Genomic DNA, 20,375 nt, shown 5'->3' with positions numbered 1-20,375 from the left:
GAGCGTCGAGGCGTTTAGCTGCGGCCGGCGGCCTTGCGGCCCACCTCGATGGTCTTGAAGCCAGCCTCGCCCCAGTTCATCACGAACACGCTGAAACCTTGCTTCATGCGCATCTCGATCTGGTCCGGGGTGGTCGGGATACCGCAGGGAACCTTGAACTCCTTGCAGGCGGACAGCACCGACTGAATGGCGCCTTCCCAGGCCTGCTCATCGACCACGCGCTTGCCGTCGGCACCGGTGGTGGAGAACACCTGACGCAGCGTGCCCGCGCCGGGCCACAGCACGCCGATGCCTTTGACGGCGGCGATGTCGCGGACGTTCTTCAAGCCTTCTTTGCTCTCGACCACGACCCAGTTGATCAATTCGCCCTTCGGGTTCAGCGGCCACAGGTCCGCCTTCGCGCGATACTCCTTCTCGCTCAAGCCCCAGTACTTCGGGCCTGCGCCCACCGAGTCCGCGCGTGTGCCGCCTTGAGACGGATAGCGCATGGCCGCGATCCCGCGCTTCACTTCCTCGGGGCTCTCGACGCCGACGAACATGATGCCGGAGACGCCCAGATCGAGCTGCTGACCGATGTGCCTGGCGGCGAGCTCCGGATCGGGTGCGATCTCGTGGATCTTCAGGATCATCGGATAGGCGATGTGCGGGTACGGCTTCTTGTCGAGATGGCTCTCGGCGTTCAGCGCGGTGGCGAAGTCGGTGAAGACCGGCAGCGTCTCATCGAATTTGTATTCCATGCTGCCATCGAAAACGAAATCGGAGAGCTGGTAGCTCACCGTTTCCTTCGCGAGCTCCGCCGGTGTTCTCTTCGGTGCCGGCGCATCGGCCGCGGCGCCCGGTGGCTTGCGATTGCTCGGCGCGTACAGGCCCATCACGGGCTTGCCTTGCTCGATCAATCCGATCACGGGATTGAGACGTTGTGTCGGTGCATCGGCGAGCGTGGAGCTCGCGGCGAAGGCGAGGCCGACCATCGAGGCGGCTCGCAGGCAGTTGGAAATTGTTTGGGCCATCGACGTGGAAGGCATGATCTTTAAATCCCCCGAACGAACGCGCGCGCTCGTGATGACATTGGTGTCGGAATCGAAGCGAACACGTGGGTGCGCGCTCGTCTTCAAAGTAGCGCGTCGTTGCGCTCGACTTCAACCGCTTTGATGCAACGATCGCCGTGGTGAAAACGCCGCGTACGAGCGCGGCCTTGCGAAGGGCGCAAACTACTGTCGCCAACTCGCGCTTCCGCGCTCGATTCATGCTGCGACCCCTTTTTCGGGCACACATTATCAGTAAATTCCTGCGACCCGACGCGCGTAGGATGTCCCGCGAAATGAAGCATCGGCGGGCAATGTGGCCCACTGCCTCATCCACGTGACTCATCAGCTGCGAGCTCGGCGGAGCCATCCGCCGCGAGCGACGCAGGAGAATAATTTTCCTAAAAGGGGGAATATGACGATGAACGATCGAAGCGCAGCACGTTCGGGCGCACGCCCGCTGTCGGTAGCCGTGAGACGGGCATTGGGACCGGCGAGCGCGTTGCTCGCGCTGACCAGTTTCGTTGCAATGAGCGCAATGGCGCAGGACGCCGAGCAGGCCACCGCGCAGATGGCGCAGGCCGGTCCGCAGCCTGAGCCACAATCGCAAACCGGTGCCGCGTCCTCCGATACCGCCGCCGCGAGCGACACGCTCGAAGCCATCACCGTCACCGGCTCGCGCATCGCGCGTGTCGACGGTTATGAAGCACCGACGCCCGTGTCCGTCCTCGGCGCGGAAGACTTGAACAAGATGGCGACCACGACGATCGCCGATTCCGTGAACCGTCTGCCTGCGTTCGCGAACAGCCAGACCCCGCGTAATCGCTCCTCGAACATCAGCTCCGGCACCGCCGGTGTGAACGTGCTGAATCTGCGTGGCTTGGGCGGCAACCGGACCCTCGTGCTCCAGGACGGCAAGCGCATGGTCGCATCCGCCCTGGGCACCGGTGGCAACGCCTCCGCGGTGGACGTGAACTCCATTCCGAGCGGCCTCGTGCAGCGAGTGGAAGTCGTGACGGGCGGTGCCTCGGCCGTGTACGGCTCGGACGCGCTCGCGGGCGTCGTGAACTTCATCCTCGATAAAGACTTCACGGGCGTGAAGGGCAATGTCGATGGCGGCATCACCGAAGCCGGTGACGGTCAGAACTACAAGCTCACGCTCACGACCGGTACCAAGCTCTTCGACGATCGCTTGCATCTGCTCTTCAGCGGTGAGTACGCCGATGACAAGGGCATCATCGGCAACGACCGCTCCTGGGCGAATGATTCGTTCCAGATGATGAACAACCCCGCCTACAACGCGATCACGAATCCCACGGTGCCGCAGCTGCTCACGGTCCACAACGCCGGTGTCGCGAACGGCACCTACGGCGGTTTGATCCTGAGCTGCCAGCGCATCGCCGGCACCACGATCAGCCAGGTCGCAGGCTGCGGTCTGCGCGGCACGCAGTTCGTCGACGGCGGCCAGCCGATTCCGTTCCAGTTTGGTCCGCTCGTGAACGGCCCGACGATGTCGGGCGGCGATTGGGAAGCCTCCCGTATCGATCGGGCGACGACGATCGCGCTGCCGCTGCAGCGTCGCAGCCTCTTCGGTCGTGCGAGCGTCGACATCACCGACAACATCAACGGCTACGTCGAGCTGCAGTATGCGAAGACCAAGTCGCACAACACGCAGGTCGTGCCGATCCTGAACAATGGCGGCGTCTTTATCTATTCCGGCAACCCGTTCATCCCCGAATCGGTGCAGGCCGCGATGACGGCGAACGGCATCGATCGTTTCGAAGTCGGCACGTTCAATGGCGACATGCACTACCTGCAGGGTATCAACGAGCGTGAATTGAAGCGTGGCGTGCTCGGCTTCGAGGGCAGCTTCCCGATCGGCAGCCGCGACTGGAACTGGGATGCCGCCTATACGCACAGCGAGCAGGGCGTCGAGTCCTGGACGCCGACCAACCGCGTCAACGCGAACTACAACGCCGCGATCAACGCGATGATCGATCCGGCCACGGGCAACGTCGTTTGCGGTCCGCGCAATCCGGCGACGCTCGTCGTCACGGTCGATCCCAACTGCCGTCCCTACAACCCGATGGGCCTCGGCGTGAACTCCGCGCAGGTCATCGACTACATCACCGACACCGGCCACTCCGACCTGACGCTGAAGCAGCAGGTGTGGGCGGCCAGCATGAGCGGTGAGCCGTTCGACAACTGGGCCGGCCCCGTCTCGACGGCGTTCGGTATCGAGCATCGCAAGGAGTCGGTGGACGGTGAGGCGAGCGCGCTCGATGAAGCGAATGCGTTCTTCGCCGGTAACTATCACGCGACGATCGGTGAGTACGATGTGACCGAAGCGTTCCTGGAAACGGTCTTCCCGTTGCTGAAGGACGTGCCGGGCGCGGAGCAGCTGGACTTCAACGGCGCGGTTCGCTACACGGACTACAGCACCTCCGGCGAAGTGACGACCTGGAAGGCGGGCGCGACCTGGACACCGATTCAGGATGTGCGCTTCCGCTTCACCCAGTCGCGCGACATTCGTGCACCGGGCCTGGGCGAGCTGTACAACCGTGGCGCTTCGGGCACGGGTAACAACATCGACCGCGGTCTGCCGGGCAATCCGACGTACTTCATGTTGAGCCGGACCAACGGCAACCCGGATCTGAAGCCGGAACAGGCCGACACGACCGGTATCGGCGTCGTGCTCTCGCCGCGCTTCCTGCCGGGCTTCACGATGTCTGTCGACTACTACAAGATCGATGTCGAAGACTCGATCGCGACCTTGGGCTCGCGTCAGATCATCGATGGTTGCTATCTGCGCAGCCAGGCGGATCTGTGCTCGCTCATCACGCGCGACCCGGTCACCAACCAGATCGCCGTGATCACGAGCCAGCCGCTCAACATCATCGGTCAGACGGCCAGCGGCATCGACGTGGATGCGACCTACAACTTCCCGGTCGGCCCGGGCAACGTGTCGCTGCGTGCGATGGCCTCGTTCATCGACAAGCTCGAGACCGTGACCAGCGAAGGGCTCGTGGTGAACGGTAAGGGTGTGAACTCGGACGACGCCGGTATCAGCCTCGACTCCTCGGCGCTGACCGCGCCGAAGTATCGCTACCTGCTCTCGGCGGGCTACGACATCGATCCGGTGCAGGTGACGTTGACGATGCGTGGGATCAGCTCGGGCGTGTACAACAACGCGTTCATCGAGTGCGATGCGAACTGCCCGACCGGCACGGCACTGCCGGCCGGTTACAGCACGATCGGCACGGGCATGAACCACATCGACTCCGCGCAGTACTTCGACCTCGCGTTCAACTACAAGTTGGAGAACTTAGGCGAGCTGTACTTCGTGGTCGAGAACCTGCTGGATGAGGATCCGGCCAAGGTCGCGGGCGGCCGCGGCGCCGGCTTCTACCAGGGCCAGTCGAACGTGACGGTCTACGACCGCTTCGGTCGGATGTTCCACGCCGGCATGCGCTTCCAGTTCTAACGACGAGAAACCAGCGGGGCGGGCCCAACGCAGGCCCGCCTCCGCTTGGGGGATGACATGAGACAAGCGAGTAGGCTCGCGCTGCCGTTACTGGGGTGGGCGGTGCTGCTGTCGCCGGCTGCCCAAAGCAGCGAGAAGCCGGGCGTCGAGACGCATTCGGCGGATATTTCCAAACGCAAGCTCACACCGAAAGATTTTCCACGCTGGCGAGAGCTCGAAGCCAACGTGTACGCCTATGAAGGGCTGCACTCACCGGACCAGCAGGGCGCGATCGTCAACACGGTGAGTCTGATCGTGATCACGGGCGATGGCGTCGTGGTCGTGGACGGGCAGGGCGATGTGCCCCAGACGAAAGCGATGATCGAGAACATCAAAAAGCTCACCGACGAGCCCATCAAATATGTGGTGATCGCCTCGGACCACACCGACCACGTGGGCGGTAACTCGGCCTTCAAGGCGGCTTATCCCAACGTCGTCTTCATCGGCTCGCCGGCCTCGAAACAGCATCTCGCCAAGGATGCCAATCCGCCGACCATGCTGGTCTCCGAGCAGCGCTCGCTGCGACTGGGGGCCGCGCAAATCGAAATTCTGAATCTGGGTCGCGGCCACACCGGCGGCGATCTGGTCGCCTGGCTGCCCCAGGCCGGGGTGTTGTTCCTGGGTGAAATCTATTTAAGAGATGTCTTCCCGGCGATGCGCTCTGCCTATCCTACCGAGTGGCTGGCGACGATCCGCAAGTCGGTGTACTTGAATGCCACCTGGGTGATTCCGGGTCACGGCTTCATCGACGATGCGCCCATCATGAAGCGCGAGCTGGACGAGGCGAGGCAGGCCCTCGCGTATGTCATCGAGGAGGCGAAACGGCTGCGTGCTGCCGGGTACGCCTGCGAATCGGCCGCGAACTGTCCGGCCGCCGAGCACGCGAACTGGGGGCCCTACAATGACTGGGCCCTGCGCAGCTCGCAGGCACCGCTCGCCATCGCTCGTGTATACCTCGAGCTCGACGGCAGGCTGCCGGAGACCTGAGATGGCCGGGCCGCACAGTGGAACTACCTGCCCCGGGAGGCGGTCCAAAGCGCGCCAGCTGACAGCCTCGTAATGTAGCTCCGAAACGCAGGGTAAACGCCTGACACCGGACGGAAAATTTCCACATTCGCGGCGAAAAAAACAAAGTTCATGTAGCGCCTTAGGCGTACATTCTGACCAGCGGATAGAACAGGTCTAGCTCCAGTACGCACTGGATACCGTTCCGTCGCTGATGATCGATAGGGGGACGTTGAGTGAAGTCATGTATCCGTGCGATGGGCACCGTGGCCCTGACCAGCCTGCTGTTGGCCGGCTGCGCGAGCAAGGACGAGCCCGAGAATCCAGGTACGCCGCCGCGCGTGCGTATCATCACCACCCAGCAGTATTTGAATACGGTCGCGAACGTGTTCGGTTCCAGCGTGAACATGGACATGAAGTTCCCGCCGCTGCGTCGGACCGACGGTCTGCTCTCGAACGGCGCGGCGCTGGCCGGCGTGACCGCGGGCAAGATCGAAACATTCCAGCGCGCCGCGAGCAGCATCGCCGCCCAGGTCGTCTCCCCGGAGCGTCGCAACTATCTCATCCCGTGCACGCCCGCCGATGAAAAGAAGGCGGATGCCGAGTGCGCCACGCAGTTCTTCGCGCAGACCGGCCGGCTCCTGCATCGTCAGAAGCTCTCCGATGAGCAGTTGAACAAGTACGTGACCGAGGCCAATCAGGCCGCCGATCAGCTGAAGGATTTCTACGCCGGCGTCGAGCTCACGCTCGAGTCCATGCTGATCAGCCCCGATGTGCTGTTCATCGTCGAGACGAGCGATGAGAAGCCGAACAAGCAGGGCACCCGCAAGCTCGATGCGTACTCGCTCGCCTCGCGCCTGTCCTTCTTCCTGTGGAACGCAGGTCCCGACGATATGGTGCTCACCGCCGCCGAGAAGGGCGAGCTCGACAGCGAGCGTGGCATGCAGAAGGTCGTGGACGCGATGCTCGCGAGCCCGCGCCTCGAAGACGGCATGCGCGCGTTCTTCGATGACATGCTCGGCTTCGATGACTTCGATGCGCTCTCGAAGGATCCGACGGTGTATCCGTTCTTCACCGGTGCAACCGCCGCCGACGCGCGTGAGCAGACGATGCGTACCATCGTCGATCACCTGATTCACAAGCAGGAGGACTATCGCGAGCTGTACACCACGCGCGATACGTTCATGTCGCCGGCCCTCGCGCCGCTGTATCAGATCCCAGCCTCGCGAGGCTGGACGGAATATACGTTCCCCGAAGACAGCCCGCGACAGGGCCTGCTGACGCAGGTGAGCTTCGTCGCGCTGCGTGCCCACCCCGGTCGCAGCTCGCCGACGCTGCGCGGTCGCGCGCTGCGTGAGCGCATCCTCTGCCAGGTCGTGCCGCCACCACCGCCGAATGTCGACTTCGGCAAGCTCAACAATCCGGATGCGCACTACAAGACCCAGCGCGAGCGCGTCGCCGTGCACCTGGAGGATCCCGCGTGCGCCGGCTGCCACAAGATCACCGATCCGATGGGGCTTGCGCTCGAGAGCTTCGATGGCGCGGGTCGCTTCCGCACGGCGGAGAACGGCGCGACGATCGATACGAACGGTGAGCTCGACGGCGTGCACTTCACCGATGTGGTGGGTCTGGGCAAGGCGCTGCACGACAACCCGGCGCTGCCGAGCTGCCTGGTCGATCGCCTGTACAGCTACGGCTCGGGTGGCGCCGCGAAGCCCTCCGATCGGCCGCTGCTGAAGTACTACACGGCCGAGTTCCAGAAAGCCGGCTACAAGCTCCCCGACGTGTTGCGCACGATCGTGATGTCCGATGCCTTCCAGCACGTGACGGATGCGAAGAAAGTGAGCACGAGCGAGGGCCGTGCGCCGACCGAGGAAATCGTCATCGAGGAGACGCTGCCGATGGTGCCGCCGACGACCACCGTCGACACCGCGGCGCCTGCGACGCCCGTACAAACGACTGCGGCCCTGACCGGCCTCGACAAGAACTGATTGCGGCTTCCGGAGAGATCATCCATGAGCAAGTTGACCAGACGGACAGTGTTGCGAGGAATGGTCGGTGGCGCCGCGGTGAACGTCGCGCTGCCGTTGTTGAATTGCATGCTCAACACCAATGGCACCGCGCTCGCCGACGGCAAGCCGATGCCGGTGCGCTTCGGCACCTGGGGTTGGGGCCTCGGCATGAACTCGAGCGTGTTCGTACCGAAGAAGTACGGTGCCGATTTCGATCTGCCCGAGGAGATCAGTGCGCTCGAGCCGATCAAGAAGCACATCAACCTGATCACCAATACCCAGGCGTTCCGCGACAACTATCAGAACCTGTGTCATTACACCGGCTGGGTCATCGCCCGCACGGGCTCCGCGCCGAAGGACACCAAGGACATTCCGGGTGAGACCATCGATGTCACGATCGCGAACCAGATCGGCGGCGGCACGCGCTTCAAGTCGCTGACCGCGACCGCGACCGGCGACGTGCGCAACACCTACAGCTATGAGAACAGCAACACGCCGAACTCGCCCGAGTGGTCGCCGCTGCAGTTCTATACCCGCCTGTTCGGCCCGGACTTCCCGGATCCGAATGCCAAGACGTTCAACCCCGACCCGCGCATCATGGTGCGTCGGAGCGTGCTCTCCGGCGTGATGGATCAGACCAAGAGCCTGATGCAGACCGTGCCGGCCGATGACCGCGCGCGTCTGGATCAGTACTTCACCGGCCTGCGTCACCTGGAGCAGCAGTTCCAGCAGCGCCTGGAGAAGCCCGAGCCGATCGAAGCGTGCGTGCGTCCGGGCGAGATCACTGTCGATCCGGCCATGGGCCAGGAGGCCGAGGCGATCGCGATTCGTCACAAGATGATGACGGAGCTGCTGGTGATGGCGCTTGCGTGCGATCAGACGCGCGTCTTCAACATGGCGTACACCAACGCGAACTCCTCGACCATCAAGCCGGGCTACGAGAAGCCGCACCATACGACCACGCACGAGGAGCCGGTCGACATGCACATCGGCTATCAGCCGACCGCGTCGTGGTTCACGCGTCGGGCGATGGAGTCGTGGGCGTACTTCGTCGATGCCTTCACCAAGGTGAAGGAAGGCAACGGCACGCTACTCGACAACGTGTTCATCATGGCGACGACCGACCACGGTTACGCCCGCGTGCACAGCCTCGATCACATTCCGGTCTTCACCGCCGGGCGCTGCGGTGGCGCGGTGCGCACCGGTCTGCACATCGACGGCAAGGGCACCACCGGCTGTCGCGTCGGCTACACCGCGCTGAAGCTGATGGGCGTGGACAAGCCATCGTGGGGCGTGAACAGCAACAACACGTCGCAGGAAGTCGGCGAGATCCTCGTATCTCGCATGAGCTGATGCGCCGGCGCTCCTGCCCACCTCGTCGATGACGTTGTGGGCAGGAGGCTCGATTGAGGCTCGCCTACGCTTCTCCCCACCTCGTCGGTTACGTCGTGCGGAGGAAGCTCGATTGAGGCTTAGGGGGATGGTTGAGATGAATAGACTTCGATGGTTGCTATCGGCGGCGCTGCTCATCGGCGCCGGCGCCAGCCAGGCGACGCTGGCCGCGAGCGGCCCGTACTGGCAGGCGAAAGACGCCAAAGATCAGGAATCGTATGTGAAGGTGCCGATGCCGCCGGGCATCCAGGTCATCGAGACCGAGCTCGAAGGCCCGGTGTTCGCGACCGCCGAGGGCAAGACCCTCTACACCTGGCCGCTCGGCAATCTTCGTAACGGCAACGCAGGCGATCGTCGCAACAGCGGCGTCGCGACCTGCGATGACACGATCTACAAAGAAACGACCGGCTACATGAGTCCGTATCCGCCGGGCTTCCTGTTGCCCGAGCCCGAGACGCGCAAGAGCTGCGAGCAGTTGTGGCCGGCGGTGCTGGCGCCGGCGGATGCGAAGCCTGTCGGCAAGTGGACGATCGCCAAGCGCAAGAACGGTCAGAGCCAGTGGGCGTATGACGGCTATCCCGTCTACACCTCATCGCTCGATAAGAAGGCGGGCGATGTGTACGGTGGCACCAATGCATTGGCCGGCGGTGCCCAGGGCATCGTGCGTCAGCCGATCGGTCCGCCGCCCGATGTGCCGCCTGAGCTCGACGTGGTGCCGTTTCGCACCGGTCACATGATCACGACCTACAAAGGCTTCTCCGTGTATGCCTCGGATGCCGATACGGCGGGCAAGTCCAACTGCACCGGCAAGTGCCTCGCTGATTGGGATCCGGTGATTGCGCCGCAGACCGCGAAGACCAAGGGCGATTGGAGCGTGGTCGAGCGCTCGCCCGGTATCAAACAATGGGCCTATCGCGGCGCGCCGCTCTACACCTACGTGCACGAGAAGAAGGCACGTGCGGTGACGGGCAGCGACATTCCGGGCTGGCACAACGTCTATACGCAGCGTGCGCTGCTGCCGCCGGCGGAGTTCACGGTGCAGGATTCGCGCATCGGTCAGGTGCTCGCGGATAAAGAGGGCAAGACGCTCTATCTGTATCAGTGCAACGACGATGCGATGGATCAGCAGACCTGCGATCACCCGGACTCGCCACAGGTCTATCGCATGGCCATCTGCGGCAACTTCGATGCAACTGTCTGTAACGCGACCTTCCCGTACGTGAAGGCCGCTGCGGGCGCGAAGAGCGAGAGCAGTCTGTGGACGGTCGTGACCATCGATCCGAAGACGGGCAAGTGGGCGAAACAGGGCGATGCCGGCTCGATGCAGGTGTGGGCCTATCGCGGTCGTCCCGTGTACACCTATGGCGAGGATTTGAAGCCCGGTGACGCCAATGGCGACAACTACGGCGAGTTCAACGGCCAGCGCAACGGATTCCGGGCGTTCTGGGTGCGAGACGACTATCGCAACAACAACCTCGGCCGCACGGCGAACGATCGCTGACCGGGCCGGCGAGACTAGGAGCTGATATGAAGAGCAATGCTGTTCGAACGATGAGCATCGCCGGCTCGCTGCTGGCCGCCTCGGTCACCGTGGCCCTGGGCACCGCGAGCGCGCAGCCTGCGCCGCTGCAGGAAGGCGGGGGTGCGTTGAAAGACCGCCGCATCGGTTACGTGCTGACCCACAAGTACTGGGCCGTGTACGAGACCGAAGGGGCGAAGACCGAATGCCCGCAGGGCTTCAATGACGGTCCGCGCGAGCAGTTCAAGAAACTGTTCGACGACGGTAAGAAACGTTCCATCGTCGATGCGCAGTTGAAGCGCGAGGGCGAGCAGTGGCATCCGACCACGGCGCCTGAATCGTTTGTGTTCAAGGAGGCGCAGGGCAATGTTTCCTACGGCCTGAACCTCGACGGCAAGATCGGCCCCGAGGATTTTACCAGTCCCGAGGGCGAGAAGGGCATCGACAATCAGCTGTATCGCGTGATCGGCTGCATCGGCCATTACCGCACCATGGGCACGATCAATCACTTCGAAAATCTGTTCATGCGCAGCTACGACGATGCCCGCATCGTGATCGAGCTGACCGAAGTGGACGATCTGAAGAATGACGATTCCGTGGTCGTCACGACGTATCGTGGCAGCGACGGTCTGCTGCAGGATGCGACGGGAGAAGGCTTCATTCCGGGCGGCACGCAGCGGGTCGATCTGCGCTGGGGCAAGGAATATGTGAGCAAGCTGAAGGGCAAGATCGTCGATGGCGTGCTCATCACCGAGGCCGCCGACCGTGTGATGCTGCCGTGGGGCGTGACATTCGGCACCAGCGGATATCACGTGTTCCGTGGCTTCGAATTGAAGCTGAAGCTCGATCCGGAAGCGGCGGAAGGGTTGATGGCCGGCTTCGTCGATGTGAAGGCCTTCAACCATCACTTGAATACCTCCTGGTCGACGCATCATCACAGCTACGGTCAGCTCTCCTCGCCCTCGCAGTACAAGGCGATGATGCGTCTGGCCGATGGCTATCCCGATCCGAAGACCGGCCAGAACACCGCGATTTCCTCGGCCGTGAAAGTGAAGTTCACGCAGGTCTACGTGCAGCAGCCGGAACAGAAGGAACTGGTCTCGAAGCAGTGAGGTTCGAGGGTGCGCAGGAATTTTCACACCTGCGCACCCATGCTTGCCACGATCATGCGCGAAGGCATGTTCGAGACGTGAATTTGGATAAGAAATAACCGCGACGCGCTCGCTAGACTGGCCCAATACAAGTAGACAACGAATGTTGTTCAGGGGGCCGTCATGCTGCATTCACCCCGCCTGGATCGTCAGGCGGTGGCGCTCAGACCGGCGCGCAACGCGCCACTGACGCTCAGAATTCCCGAGCCCGTCGCCCGTCCCGGCGAGCCGGTCAACTTCAGTAAGCTTCGTCTCTCGGCGCCCGGCGCCGTGCGCCGGCCGGCGCTCGATGCCGAGCCACGCTCCATCCACGATCTCGCCTACGAGCTGATTCGCGTGCTCGATGACGAAGGCCGGGCGGTCGGTCCGTGGGTGCCGGAGATTTCGAGCGCGACGCTGCTGTCGGGCCTGCGCACGATGATGCTGACGCGGGTGTTCGATGAGCGCATGTATCGCGCGCAGCGCCAGGGCAAATGTTCCTTTTACGTGCGCAGCACTGGCGAGGAAGCGGTGTCGGCGGCGCAGGCGGCGGCGCTCGATGCCGCCGATATGCTCTTTGGCAGCTATCGCTCGCAGGGCCTGCTGATCGCGCGTGGCTATCCGATCGTGAAGATGATGGGGCAGGTGTATTCGAACCTGCTCGATCCGCTGCTCGGCCGGCAGATGCCGGTGATGTATTCCAGCCGCGAGCACAACTACTTCACGGTCTCCGGCAACCTGGGCACGCAGTTCATTCAGGCGGTCGGCTGGGCCATGGGCTCGGCGTTGAGCGGCGACACGCGGATCGCCGCGAGCTGGATTGGCGATGGCACGACGGCGGAAGGCGATTTCCATTACGCGCTGACGTTTGCATCTGTATACCGAGCGCCGGTCATTCTCAACGTCGTCAACAACCAGTGGGCGATCTCCTCGTTCCAGGGCATCGCAGGCGGCGATGAAGCGCCGTTCGCGGCACGAGCCGTGGGCTACGGCCTGCCGGCCCTGCGGGTCGATGGCAACGATTTCCTCGCCGTGTATGCAGCGACGAAGTGGGCGGCTCAACGCGCTCGTTCCAATCATGGCGCGACGATGATCGAGCTGTTCACCTATCGCGCCGAGGCGCACTCCACGAGCGACGATCCGAGTCGGTATCGCCCGGCCGATGAAGGCAGCAAGTGGCCGCTGGGTGATCCCATTGCGAGACTCAAGCAGCACCTGATCGTGCGTGGCGAATGGAGTGAAGAGAAACATGCGGCGCTTCAGGAGGAAGTGACACAGGAAGTGCGCAACATTCAGAGGGAAGCGGAGGCCCAGGGCGTGCATGGAAACAACCAGACCCCGAGCCCCAGGACGATGTTCGAAGGCGTGTTCAAGGAGCCCGATCCGCGGCTGCTGAAGCAGCGCCAGGAGGCGGGATTCTAGATCATGGCGACGATGAACATGATTCAGGCCATCAACTCGGCCATGGTCACGATGATGACCCGCGACCCGCAGGTGGTCGTGTTCGGCGAGGATGTGGGCTACTTCGGCGGCGTGTTCCGCGCCACCGACGGATTACAAAAGAAATTTGGCAAGCACCGTTGTTTCGATACACCGATCGCCGAAGGCGGCATCGTCGGTGCCGCCATCGGCATGGGGGCTTATGGCATGCGCCCGGTGGTGGAGATCCAGTTCGCGGATTACATCTATCCGGCGTTCGATCAGCTCACCTCCGAGGCTGCGCGCATCCGGTATCGATCCGCCGGGGACTTCAGCGTGCCCATGGTCGTGCGCACGCCCTACGGCGGCGGCATCTTCGGCGGACAGACGCACAGTCAGAGTCCCGAAGGCCTGTTCACGCACGTGGTGGGTTTGAAGGTCGTGATTCCCTCGACGCCGTACGACGCCAAGGGCCTGCTGATCAGCTCGATCGAGGACGATGATCCGGTGATCTTCCTGGAGCCGAAGCGGCTCTACACCGGGCCGTTCGACGGTCGGCACGACGTGGCGGTGAAGCCCTGGTCGGCGCATCCGGCCGCCGAGGTGCCGGAGGACTATTACCGCGTGCCGCTCGGTCAGGCGTCGATCGTGCGTCCGGGGGAGGATGTGACCATTCTTGCGTACGGCACGATGGTTCACGTCGCGCTCGCCGCCGCCGCTGAGAGTGGCGTCGATGCCGAGGTGATCGATCTGCGCAGCCTGATTCCGCTCGATGTGGAGACGATCATGACCTCGGTCCACAAGACCGGCCGCTGCATCGTCGTTCACGAGGCGACCAAGACGAGCGGGTTCGGTGCGGAGCTCGCGGCGCTGGTTCAGCGCGAATGTTTCTATCAGCTGGAAGCGCCGGTGGAGCGGGTCACGGGTTGGGATATTCCCTATCCGCACGCGTTCGAATGGCAGTACTTCCCCGGCCCCGCGCGCGTGGCGGCCGCCATGCGCCAGGCGATGGAGGCATAAGCGATGGGACAGTACAGCTTCAAACTGCCCGATGTGGGCGAAGGCACCGCCGAGGCGGAGATCGCCGAGTGGCGCGTGAAGGTCGGCGATCGCGTCGAAGAAGATCAGCCGCTCGTCGACATGATGACGGACAAGGCGACGGTGGAGTTGACCTCGCCGGTCGCAGGCGTCGTGCAGAGCATCGCGGGCAAGGCGGGCGAGAAGGCCGCGGTGGGCTCGGTGCTCGTGGTGCTCGAGACCTCCGGCGCTTCGTCGGATCAAAACAAACAAACGTCAAGCGCACAACAGCCCGCCGAGCAGGTTGCAGCCGTCGCATCTGCCAACCAGGCGAGCAACGAGCAGCGTCGCACCGGCACGGGTCCAGTCGCGCTGGCGACCACCGCCGGTAGAACAAACGGCAGTGGCCAGGCTGCCTCCGGCGCCGCGCATGCGCTATCGCGCAGCGCGGATTCTGGAGTCGGCGGCGCAGCTGGCGCAGACCGCAACTCGAACGTTGGGGCAGGCGGCGCAGCTGTGAGTCGCAGGGCTGATGTGAGAACAGATGCAGCCGCAGGCGTCAGCCGCAGCGGCGATTCCAGCGCGGGCGTGGCGGGCGCGCATTCCGGCGCCGCTGGTGCCAGCCGCAACGCTGACTGGAAATCTAAGGCAGCCGCAGGCGCCAGCCGTAGCGGCGATTCGACGGCGAACGCCGTCTCCGGTTTCAGCCGTAGCCACGGCCTCAATACCCAGCCGCGGCGGGGCGAGCGCCCGGCCGCTTCGCCCGCGGTTCGTCGTCGAGCCGAAGAGCTCGGCATCAAACTGCAGTTCGTGCGTGGCACCGGCCCGACAGGCCGCATCCTGCACGCTGATCTCGACACCTACCTCGCGCAGGAGTCCGGCGAGGGCGGTCCGTCTCGCATCGGCCAGGCCGAACCGAGCCAGGGCGGTGGCAATGGTTATCTCTACACCAGGCTCGAGGGCGGCGAAGACATCCCCGTCATCGGCCTGCGCCGGCAGATTGCCGAGCGCATGCAGGCGGCGAAACGTCACATTCCTCACTTCACCTACGTCGAGGAAGTCGATGTGACCGAGCTCGAGGAACTGCGCGCTCATCTGAACGCGACTCGGGCAAAAGAGCAGCCGAAGCTCACGCTGCTGCCATTTCTCATGCGCGCACTCGTCCGGGTGCTGCGTGAGTTCCCGCAGATGAACGCGACCTACGACGATGAGGCCGGCGTCATTCATCGCAGCGCCCCAGTGCACATCGGCATGGCCGTGCAAACCCTGCGCGGTCTGCTGGTCGCCGTGATCAAACATGCCGAAGCACGCGACCTCTGGGACTGCGCGAGTGAAGTCGGCCAACTGGCAACGCTCACCCGCGACGGCAAGGCCTCCCGCGAGCAACTCACCGGTTCGACGATCACGATCACGAGCCTGGGGCCGTTGGGCGGGGTCTCCGCGACGCCCGTTATCAATCGTCCCGAGGTCGCCATCATCGGTCCGAACAAGATCATCGAACGCCCGGTGGTGCGCGACGGCCAGATCGTGATTCGCAAGATGATGAATCTGTCGTCCTCGTTCGACCATCGCGTCATCGACGGCGCCGAGGCCGCCGAATTCATCCAACGGCTGCGCTCGGTGCTCGAGCAGCCCGCCACCATTTTCGTCCGGTGATCCCATGAGCGAAGCAATCAAGACCCGGCTGTTGGTCGTAGGCGGCGGTCCCGGTGGCTATGTCACTGCGCTTCGAGCGGCGCAGCTCGGCGTGCAGGTCACGCTGGTGGAAGCGGATCGGTTGGGCGGCACGTGCCTGATCCGCGGCTGCATCCCCTCGAAGGCGATGATTCATGCGGCGGAGAAATTCACCATGGTACGCGACGCCGCGAAGCAGGGCGGCACGCTCGGCATTTCTCTGAGCGCACCGCCGAGCCTGAATCTCGCTGAGACCGTGAAGTGGAAAGACGGCGTCGTGAATCGGCTGAACGAAGGCGTCGCGGGCTTGCTCAAGCGCGCCAAAGTGCAGGTGATCTCAGGTTGGGCGAACTTCGTCGATGCGAAGTCGTGTGTCGTGCAGACGAGCGGCGGTCAGATCGGCATCACCGCCGAGCACGTCGTGCTCGCCACAGGCTCCGAGCCCGTGGCATTGCCGGGGCTGCCGTTCGGCGGGCCGATCATTTCCTCGACCGACGCATTGTCGTTGCAGACCCTGCCTCGCAGCCTCGCCGTCATCGGCGGAGGTTACATCGGCCTCGAGCTCGGTTCTGCATTCCGGAAGCTGGGCGCAGAGGTGACAATTCTAGAGGCCCAGGACCGCATCCTGCCGCTCTATGACAGCGCACTGGTCAAACCGGTGGCGCGCTGGCTCGAGAAGAATGGCGTGCCGGTGCATCTGGGCACGACCGTCATCGGCTTCGAGGCAGGCTCGCTGTTCGCGAAGACGCAGGAGGGACGCTCACTGGCGTTGCAGGCCGAGCAGGTGCTGGTCACCGTCGGGCGCCGCCCTCGCACCGCCGGCTGGGGCCTGGAAAACATGGGCGTCGATATGAGCGGGCGTTTCGTGCACGTCGACGATCAGTGCCGCACCTCGATGCGCAACGTCTGGGCGATCGGCGATCTGGTCGGCGAGCCCATGCTCGAGCACAAGGCGGCGGCGCAGGGCGAGATGGTGGCTGAACTCATCGCGGGCCATCGCCGTCGTTTCGATCCGGTCGCGATCCCGGCCGTGTGTTTCACCGAGCCAGAGATCATCAGCGTCGGCTTATCGCCGAGCGATGCCGGCGCAGGCGACATCGAGGTGATCACCTCGCAGTTCCCCTTCGCTGCCAACGGCCGGGCGTTGTCGATGGAAGCGGGCGAGGCGGGCGGGTTCGTCCGCATCGTGGCACGCAAGCACGATCGGCGTCTGCTCGGCATCCAGGCAGTCGGCGCGCACGTCTCGGAGCTCTCCGGTGAGTTTGCGCTCGCGCTGGAGATGGGCGCGACGCTCGAGGATGTGGCGGGAGTAATTCATGCACACCCGACCCTCTCCGAGGCATTTTTTGAGGCGTCGCTGGCCGGGCTCGGCCACGCACTGCATGTTTAATGGCTGCTGAGGAACGTAGCGCCATGAGCAACGGCGGTCTGGACAAAATCGACTACAAGATCCTGTCAGTCCTGCAACAGGACGCATCGCTGTCGGCGGCGGAGGTTGCCGAAGCGGTCGGCCTGTCGCAGTCACCATGCTGGCGTCGCATCCAGCGACTGAAGGACGACGGTTACATCACCAAGATCGTGGCGCTGCTGGATCGCCAGAAGCTCGGTCTGCGCGCGCAGCTGTTCGTGCAGGTCAAGGTCATGAAGAACGATCGGGCCAGCCTCGCCGAATTCTCCGAGGCGATCCGCGCGTTTCCGGAAGTCATGGAATGCCACGTCGTGCTCGGCGTCTTCGACTTCCTGCTACGGGTGGTGGCCAAGGACATGGAGGCCTACGAGAGCTTTTACTTCGAGAAATTATCCCGCGTGCCGCACATTCTCGAGGTCACTTCCTACGTCGCGGCCTCGGAAATAAAAACCACGACTGCGTGGCCGTTGCATATCTAGCAACGAAATTTTCCTTGAAGCGCAACACCGCCGCGCCTCGCGCGGCGGGCGTGTTCGTCCATTTGCTGAAACCTTCTTCATAAATTCCCTAGAACGTCGTTAGCGTCTTGCAACTGTCGCAGATTGCGTGCATCACTACGTCACCAAAGTCGCCGAGGTTGATAAGTAAACGCACCGAGAACGCCCAACGCACAAAATCGTCCTAAGACATGGCTAGTTGAAGGTAGCGCCCGACCAGCACATACGGGCACGCCGAAAGTATCGAGAGGGGGAATGATGGAAGGTCTGGACAAGATCGATCTGAAAATCTTGCGTGCGCTTCAGGAGGACGCCTCGCACTCAGCCGCCGAAATCGCAGACTCGGTCGGGCTGTCGCAATCGCCGTGTTACCGGCGCATCCAACGCCTGAAGGAAGAAGGCTATATCACCCGCATCGTGGCGATGCTCGATCGCCGCAAGCTGAACCTGCTCACCCAGCTGTTCGTGCAGGTGAAGGTCATCCGCAACGACCAGCAGAGCCTGCAGGAATTCACCGAATACATTCGCAGCTTCCCCGAAGTGCTCGAATGTCACGTGATCCTGGGCGCCTACGACTTCCTGCTGCGCGTGGTGGTGCGCGACATGGAGGCTTACGAGAAGTTTTATTTCGGCAAGCTCTCCACCGTGCCCAACATCCGCGAAGTGAATTCCTTCGTGGCGGCGTGGGAAGTGAAGTCGACGACCTCGCTGCCGCTGAAAGTCTGAGCGCGCGCATGCGCTCCGCCGCCAGCTCCGTGCCTCACGCATACATCATGCGCAAGGCACGAGCTGGGGACGCATTTCCGCGAAGTTCCTGCCCTGCCGCAGGAGTACGCTTTTCCCGGTAAGAACGGTATCGCGCGACGGTACCGTCACAACGACCCGCAAGGGCTCGCAGCCAGCAAAGGCTTGCAGCCAGCAAAGGCTTGCAGCCTGCGAGGGTTGACTACAGCAGCACGATTGAGGGGGATCTCATGACTAAGAATCGAGCCGCGAAAGTGTTCGGTGGCGCCTTGCTCGTAATGGGCGTCGCGTTGAGCCTGTCGGCCCGCGCCGAAGATGTGAAAGTCACGCTCACGGGCGCCGAGGAAGTGCCGGCCGTGATGACGGACGCGAAGGGCGAAGGCACGATCACGATCGCCAAGGACCTGTCGGTCACGGGCCACGTGAAGACCACGGGCATCGAGGGCGTCGCCGCTCACATCCATCTGGCCGAGGCCGGCAAGAACGGCCCGCCGGTGATCACGCTCACCAAGGGCGCCGATGGTTCCTGGTCGACGCCCGAGGGCGCGAAGCTCACCGAGGATCAGTACAAGGCCTTCAAAGCCGGCCAGCTCTACGTCAACGTGCACAGCGCCGCTCACAAGGGCGGTGAGATCCGGGCCCAGCTCAAACCGTAACGCGCCAGGCACCGGACTTAAATAACAAATGACGACATTGAACACTGCAGGCGGCGAACGCTCACGCGTTGCCGCCACCTGGGTCACGCTCGGCCTCACGTTTGGTGCGGCCTGCGTCGCGGCGCTCTCGATTGCCGATACCACGCGCGCCGACAGCACCGCGCCCACCACCGGCGATCAAGGCAACTCGCTCGTTGAGCGCGGTCGCTATCTCGCCCGCGCCGGCAACTGCGTGAGCTGTCACACCGCGGCCGGTGGACAGGCATTCGCGGGCGGTCTCGCGTTCGAGACGCCTTTCGGCAAACTCTATTCCACGAACATCACTCCGGATCCGGAGACCGGCATCGGTAAGTGGACCGAGGAGCAGTTCGCTCGTGCGGTTCGCGAAGGCGTGCGAGCGGATGGCGCGCATCTGTATCCGGCGTTCCCGTATACGGCTTACACGAAGCTCACCGATGAGGATGTGGCGGCGTTGTACGCGTACCTGAAGATCGTGAAGCCGGTGAACAACAAGCCGCCGGAGAACGAGATGGGCTTCCCGTTCAACCAGCGCTGGGCACTCGGAATCTGGAAGACGATGTTCTTCGACGAAGGCCGCTTCCAGGCCAACAGCGCGCAGTCGCCCGAGTGGAATCGCGGCGCGTATCTGGTCGAAGGACTGGGACACTGCTCGGCCTGTCATTCACCCCGCAATTTCATGGGCGCGGAAAAGACCAGCATGGCGTACACCGGCGGTGAGTACACCGACAAGGTCATGACGGGCGACGTGCGTCCGTGGTCGGCGCCGAATCTCACCAACGCGAAGAACGGCCTCGGGCCCTGGCCGGTGGAAGAGGTCGCGGCGTATCTGAAGACCGGTCGCAACTCGTTCAGCGAAACGCACGGCCCGATGAATGAAGTCATCATGAACAGCACGCGTCACCTGTCCGAGGCGGACACGCTGGCGATGGCCACGTATCTGAAGAGCCTGCCGGCGAATGAAGGCAAGGTCGGCAAGCCCGCGGGCGAGGACGTGATGAAGTCCGGCCAGGCGCTCTACAACCTCCACTGCGGCACCTGCCACCAGCCCACCGGTCTCGGTGCGCTGAGTGGCGATGCGGGCGCGAAGCTGGTCGGCAATCCGATGGTGCAGGCGAGCAATCCCGCCTCGCTCATCAACGTCATTCTCTACGGACCGCACCTCGCGAAACTGCCGGAGCCGAAGCGCTGGAAGGACATGCCGGGCAACTTCGGCGAGAAGCTCGCGGATGAAGAAGTCGCGCACATCGCAAGCTACATGCGCAACTCCTGGGGCAACGTCGGCGGCGAAGTCACCGAAGCGCAAGTAGCCAAACAGCGCTGAGGGGACTGCGTC

Annotated in this window: 15 protein-coding genes; 14 read left to right on the top strand and 1 reads right to left on the bottom strand. The window is 63.5% G+C overall.

Annotated features, from left to right (window positions below):
- Nucleotides 1-14 precede the first annotated feature (14 nt).
- Nucleotides 15-1,025 (bottom strand): aldolase/citrate lyase family protein, encoded by a 1,011-nt coding sequence (locus tag EKO19_RS36060; RefSeq protein WP_129782271.1) that lies wholly within the window; start codon nt 1,023-1,025, stop codon nt 15-17.
- A gap of 421 nt (nt 1,026-1,446) precedes the next feature.
- Here EKO19_RS36060 and EKO19_RS36055 point away from each other — a divergent pair, with 421 nt between their 5' ends.
- From EKO19_RS36055 to EKO19_RS35990, 14 genes are all read left to right on the top strand, one after another.
- Entirely contained in the window at nt 1,447-4,509 is a 3,063-nt protein-coding gene (locus EKO19_RS36055; RefSeq protein ID WP_175597322.1) for a TonB-dependent receptor plug domain-containing protein, read from the top strand.
- Nucleotides 4,510-4,566: 57 nt separating this feature from the next.
- Nucleotides 4,567-5,535, top strand: a complete 969-nt coding sequence (locus EKO19_RS36050) for an MBL fold metallo-hydrolase (RefSeq protein ID WP_129782269.1) — start codon at nt 4,567-4,569, stop codon at nt 5,533-5,535.
- Between the two features lie 254 nt (nt 5,536-5,789).
- Complete coding sequence (locus tag EKO19_RS36045) at nt 5,790-7,544, top strand: DUF1592 domain-containing protein (protein ID WP_129782268.1); 1,755 nt, start codon at nt 5,790-5,792, stop codon at nt 7,542-7,544.
- A 24-nt stretch (nt 7,545-7,568) separates the two neighbouring features.
- Nucleotides 7,569-8,918 (top strand): DUF1552 domain-containing protein, encoded by a 1,350-nt coding sequence (locus EKO19_RS36040; RefSeq protein WP_129782267.1) that lies wholly within the window; start codon nt 7,569-7,571, stop codon nt 8,916-8,918.
- Nucleotides 8,919-9,054: 136 nt separating this feature from the next.
- Complete coding sequence (locus EKO19_RS36035) at nt 9,055-10,458, top strand: COG4315 family predicted lipoprotein (RefSeq protein WP_129782266.1); 1,404 nt, start codon at nt 9,055-9,057, stop codon at nt 10,456-10,458.
- A 26-nt stretch (nt 10,459-10,484) separates the two neighbouring features.
- On the top strand, nt 10,485-11,588 hold the full coding sequence (locus EKO19_RS36030) for a hypothetical protein (RefSeq protein ID WP_217705814.1): 1,104 nt from the start codon (nt 10,485-10,487) through the stop codon (nt 11,586-11,588).
- Nucleotides 11,589-11,750: 162 nt separating this feature from the next.
- Nucleotides 11,751-13,028, top strand: coding sequence for a thiamine pyrophosphate-dependent enzyme (locus tag EKO19_RS36025; RefSeq protein ID WP_129782265.1), 1,278 nt, complete (start codon nt 11,751-11,753; stop codon nt 13,026-13,028).
- Nucleotides 13,029-13,031: 3 nt separating this feature from the next.
- Nucleotides 13,032-14,045, top strand: a complete 1,014-nt coding sequence (locus EKO19_RS36020) for an alpha-ketoacid dehydrogenase subunit beta (protein WP_129782264.1) — start codon at nt 13,032-13,034, stop codon at nt 14,043-14,045.
- Nucleotides 14,046-14,048: 3 nt separating this feature from the next.
- On the top strand, nt 14,049-15,698 hold the full coding sequence (locus EKO19_RS36015; RefSeq protein ID WP_129782263.1) for a dihydrolipoamide acetyltransferase family protein: 1,650 nt from the start codon (nt 14,049-14,051) through the stop codon (nt 15,696-15,698).
- A 4-nt stretch (nt 15,699-15,702) separates the two neighbouring features.
- Nucleotides 15,703-17,106 carry a dihydrolipoyl dehydrogenase gene (gene lpdA / locus EKO19_RS36010; protein ID WP_129782262.1) on the top strand — a complete coding sequence of 468 codons (1,404 nt, stop codon included), beginning with the start codon at nt 15,703-15,705 and terminating at the stop codon, nt 17,104-17,106.
- Between the two features lie 23 nt (nt 17,107-17,129).
- The gene (locus tag EKO19_RS36005; protein WP_129782261.1) at nt 17,130-17,603 is read left to right on the top strand and encodes an Lrp/AsnC family transcriptional regulator; all 474 of its coding nucleotides are present in this window, start codon (nt 17,130-17,132) and stop codon (nt 17,601-17,603) included.
- A gap of 273 nt (nt 17,604-17,876) precedes the next feature.
- Nucleotides 17,877-18,347: an Lrp/AsnC family transcriptional regulator gene (locus EKO19_RS36000; RefSeq protein ID WP_129782260.1), complete on the top strand. Its 471-nt coding sequence runs from the start codon at nt 17,877-17,879 to the stop codon at nt 18,345-18,347.
- 248 nt (nt 18,348-18,595) lie between these two features.
- Nucleotides 18,596-19,021: a CHRD domain-containing protein gene (locus EKO19_RS35995; RefSeq protein ID WP_129782259.1), complete on the top strand. Its 426-nt coding sequence runs from the start codon at nt 18,596-18,598 to the stop codon at nt 19,019-19,021.
- Between the two features lie 28 nt (nt 19,022-19,049).
- Nucleotides 19,050-20,363, top strand: coding sequence for a c-type cytochrome (locus EKO19_RS35990; RefSeq protein WP_129782258.1), 1,314 nt, complete (start codon nt 19,050-19,052; stop codon nt 20,361-20,363).
- Nucleotides 20,364-20,375: the final 12 nt, after the last annotated feature.

It is taken from the genome of Peristeroidobacter soli (genome assembly GCF_004138485.1).
GTDB lineage: Bacteria > Pseudomonadota > Gammaproteobacteria > Steroidobacterales > Steroidobacteraceae > Steroidobacter > Steroidobacter soli.
The sequence above is the reverse complement of the archived record's forward strand: the minus strand, read 5'-3'. Positions and strand labels throughout refer to the sequence as shown.